This window comes from Microbacterium sp. BF1 (assembly GCF_019279095.1).
In the GTDB taxonomy this organism is placed as follows: domain Bacteria; phylum Actinomycetota; class Actinomycetes; order Actinomycetales; family Microbacteriaceae; genus Microbacterium; species Microbacterium maritypicum.
Map to the genome: position 1 here is coordinate 1 of NZ_JAGYWT010000336.1, position 2,747 is coordinate 2,747.

Below are 2,747 nucleotides of genomic sequence, written 5' to 3' on the forward strand. Positions count from 1 at the left end.
GGGATGCGCCGGACGAATCGGCCGCGCACCGCAGGGACGGGAACTCCGCGGTACGGCTGGGGCTCAGCGGCATCCGTGGGATCGGTGTGCCGATGGCGGAGAGGATCGTCGCCGAACGGGATGCGAACGGCCGGTACCGGGATCTGAACGACCTGGTGCGGCGAACGGATGCCACCGCCGCACACGTGGAGGCTCTGGCCACCGCCGGCGCTTTCGACTGTCTGGGCCTGGAGCGTCGCGAGGCCATCTGGCTGGCCGGTGCGGCGGCAGACGACCGCTCCCGGTTCCTGCCGGGGACGACGGTCGCCGTGCAGCCTCCGCTGTTCGCCGACCAGACCAGCTACGAGCGCCTCTCCGCCGACCTGTGGGCGACCGGTGTGTCGACCGACGATCATCCGATGGCGCACTTCCGCGAACAGCTGCGCGCCCGCGGTGTGCTGACGGCAGTCGACCTGCGCGGGCACGAGGTGGGTCGACGCATCGAGGTCGCCGGTCTCGTCACCCATCGTCAGCGACCGGCGACGGCCGCCGGGATCACCTTCGTGAACCTCGAGGACGAGAGCGGCCTGGTGAACATCGTCTGCTCCGCCGGGGTGTGGAACCGCTACCGCCGCGTCGCCAGGGATTCACCGGCGCTCATCATCCGCGGCATCCTGGAGCGATCCGCCGAGGGCGTGATCAATGTGCTCGCCGATGGCTTCGAAGACCTGCGCACTGGTCTCACGCACCGCTCCAGGGACTTCCGTTGAGGAGGACCCACGACTCACCAGAAGCGCTCTGACTCCTCCATCGGAGGACGGTCGACTCCACCCCATCTGTCGGCTTCGGCCTTCGCAGCATCGGCAGCCGCGTCGGCTTCGCGCAGAGCGACCTTGGCGCCGGTCGGGCCGGGCCCGAGGGGATCGACGAGCAGCGTGGTGTGCGCGCCTGCGTCCCCCATCGTCACGGTGCACCGCAGGACTCGCCCGATCCAGCGGGAGAAGTCGCCGCTCGGGTCTTCTGCACGTCGGTAGCGGATCCCCGTGTCGAGGTCGACGAGGGTGAGGACCACCGGTTCATCGGTGAGCGGATCGGCCTGCTCCGTCACCTCGATGCGGTGGCCGTGAGCGATGGCGACCTGAGCGGAGAGCACGAGCAGTCTGTCCATGAGTCCACCCTAGGCACGCCCGTCAGGAAGGCAACACTGGGGAATCAGCCGTGAGCGCAGCGAGATCTTCGCCGCCTCCCCTACCGTCCGGGAAGGGCGGTGAGCCCTCTCGACGGCACCGTCTGGGGCGGGTCATCGAGAGGGCCATTCTCCCCGGTAGGCCTGTCGGGCCACGACCCGCCGAGCAGAGCCCTGTCGAGCAGAGTTCCGATTCAGTCGAGCGGGATGACCTCGAGCGTGTTGGACCGCACCGGCTCCTGACCCATCTCGGGAGCGTACGGGCTGGGCGTGTACTTGCGGAGATACTCGGCATCGATCGCGGAGTTGATCGCCTCGTCGGTGATCCGCTCGAAGCGGACGTCCTTGGTGACGCCACCCGCCGAGACGCGGCCGCGCAGACTGGCGAGAGCCGGGGCGTACCAATTTCCCTCGAGCCCCGTGTAGGAGCGGACGAAGAGTCGCCCGTCGACCGCGACCGCCCAGATCCCCACCGTCTTCGGCGTCGTCCCGTCTTCGAGCTGCGCGGAGAGATCGAACATCTCCGGCTCGGCGATGCGCGCGAGCTCCTCAGTGTTCCAGGTCGTCATGAGTCCTCCTCGGTCGATACGGCAGAGTGCATGCTCCGTCAGATCGCGCCCGGCCTCACGATCGACCGCGGGTGGGGCATCGATGAGACGCATGCGCAGCGAATCGAGGAGAAGACCGACGCCGAGTTCGAACGTGCGATCCGACCGGGCGGTCCCCCGTTCCGCGCCGTCGATGAGGCAACCGAGCGTGCGGGTCGGGCCGCCGGGCTGCCAGACCTCGTCGGGAGATGCGAGATCGAGACCGAATCCGATCGCGAAGGCGTCGATCACCGCGATGACCGAGAGCACCTCGTCATCGGGGAATCCTCCGTCGACGAGCACGGAGGCGAGGTCGTCGTATGCGGCGATGACCGCCGGGTGCGTGATCGTCTTGCCCACGAGCAGCGGCACGAGCTGCGGATGATCCGCGTACATTCGACGCTGGGTGCGCAGCACGGTGAGCACGAACTCCTCCCAGTGCTCCCCCTGCCATTGGATGCGGTAGCCCTCCATGAGCTCTCCGCGCATGAGTTCGAGGATCCCCTCCATGCCGTCGACATGGTTGTAGAGCGACGACGGCCGCACTCCGAGCTCGCGAGCGATGGCGTTGACCCCGAACGGCTCGCCTGCTCTGGCCAGCGCGAGGCCCGCGGAACCGATGATCTCCGGGGAAAGAAGCGGTGAGGAGGGCCTCGGCATCGGAAGCTCGCTTTCTCCGGATGACCGGATCGTGAAATTCGGGGTTCCGCGGAAACCCTCTCCTGTGCATAATAATGAACACCATTCGTTTACGAACACCATTCGTTTACGACGTCGTGCCCCATCCGATGCACGTTCGCCGACTTCCTCTCCGCGCACAATGCCGTGCCGACTCCCTGGAGCCCCATGACAACTCTCGATCTCCGCTGGCACGGGGTCGTCGGCCTTGCGATGAGACTGGTTGAGCTCTGTGATCAGGTAGCTGGCGTTGGGCAGCATGAGCAGCCAGGCCACACCTCCCACGACCAGCGCTGCCACGCTGAGCGGCGGAGCCA

The 2,747-nt window shown here is 67.4% G+C and carries 3 protein-coding genes; 1 reads left to right on the top strand and 2 read right to left on the bottom strand.

The window, feature by feature from the left end; all coding sequences use genetic code 11:
• Positions 1-749: OB-fold nucleic acid binding domain-containing protein (locus tag KZA10_RS11635; RefSeq protein WP_374196582.1), on the top strand; the 749-nt coding region annotated here is incomplete at its 5' end.
• 14 nt (positions 750-763) lie between these two features.
• Here the strand turns inward: KZA10_RS11635 and KZA10_RS11640 are convergent.
• Entirely contained in the window at positions 764-1,147 is a 384-nt protein-coding gene (locus KZA10_RS11640) for a hypothetical protein (protein ID WP_055867259.1), read from the bottom strand.
• 212 nt (positions 1,148-1,359) lie between these two features.
• The coding region (locus KZA10_RS11645; RefSeq protein ID WP_218682961.1) for a DUF2255 family protein at positions 1,360-2,747 on the bottom strand (1,388 nt) is incomplete at its 5' end.